This window comes from Vibrio sp. TRT 21S02, from assembly GCF_050113675.1.
Taxonomy (GTDB): Bacteria; Pseudomonadota; Gammaproteobacteria; order Enterobacterales; family Vibrionaceae; genus Vibrio.
The window spans coordinates 1-1165 of record NZ_JBNJOI010000059.1 but is presented as its reverse complement, the minus strand read 5'-3'; the positions used below and the strand labels follow the sequence as shown (position 1 = coordinate 1165).

The window sequence follows — 1165 nt, the reverse complement described above, 5'->3', positions numbered from 1 at the left end:
ACAACACCAGCACCAACTGTACGGCCACCTTCACGGATCGCGAAACGTAGACCTTCGTCCATCGCGATTGGTGCGATTAGCTCAACAGTCATCTTGATGTTGTCGCCTGGCATTACCATTTCTACGCCTTCTGGTAGCTCGATGTTACCAGTTACGTCAGTTGTACGGAAGTAGAACTGTGGACGGTAGCCTTTGAAGAATGGAGTATGACGGCCACCTTCATCTTTAGACAGTACGTATACTTCTGATTCAAACTTAGTGTGTGGAGTGATTGAACCTGGAGCTGCTAGTACTTGACCACGCTCAACTTCGTCACGCTTAGTACCACGTAGTAGTGCACCAACGTTCTCACCAGCGCGACCTTCGTCTAGAAGCTTACGGAACATTTCAACACCAGTACATGTTGTTGAAGTTGTTTCCTTGATACCTACGATAGCAACTTCGTCACCTACTGTTAGGATACCACGCTCGATACGACCAGTTACTACTGTACCACGACCTTGGATTGAGAATACGTCTTCGATTGGCATTAGGAATGGCTGATCGATTGCACGCTCTGGCTCTGGGATGTAGTTGTCTAGCGCTTCTGCTAGTTCTACAATCTTAGCTTCCCATTGCTCTTCACCGTTTAGTGCGCCTAGTGCAGAACCTTGGATTACTGGTAGGTCGTCACCTGGGAAGTCGTACTCAGATAGAAGTTCACGAACTTCCATTTCTACTAGCTCTAGAAGCTCTTCATCATCAACCATGTCACATTTGTTCATGAAGACGATGATGTATGGGATACCAACCTGACGGCCTAGTAGGATGTGCTCACGAGTTTGTGGCATTGGGCCATCTGTCGCAGCAACAACTAGGATACCACCGTCCATCTGTGCAGCACCTGTGATCATGTTCTTAACATAATCCGCGTGTCCTGGACAGTCTACGTGTGCGTAGTGACGAGTTGGAGTGTCGTACTCAACGTGAGATGTTGCGATTGTGATACCGCGCTCACGCTCTTCTGGAGCGTTATCGATTGATGCGAAGTCTTTCGCTTCACCGCCGTACACTTTAGCAAGAGTAGTACAGATTGCAGCAGTTAGAGTTGTTTTACCGTGGTCAACGTGGCCGATAGTACCAACGTTAACGTGCGGTTTAGTACGTTCAAATTTTTCTTTAGACA

Annotated in this window: 1 protein-coding gene; it reads right to left on the bottom strand. The window is 47.6% G+C overall.

The features are described 5' to 3' along the window. A partial coding sequence (gene tuf, locus ACQEXU_RS21910) for an elongation factor Tu (protein WP_427012293.1) occupies positions 1–1165 on the bottom strand: 1165 nt, incomplete at both ends.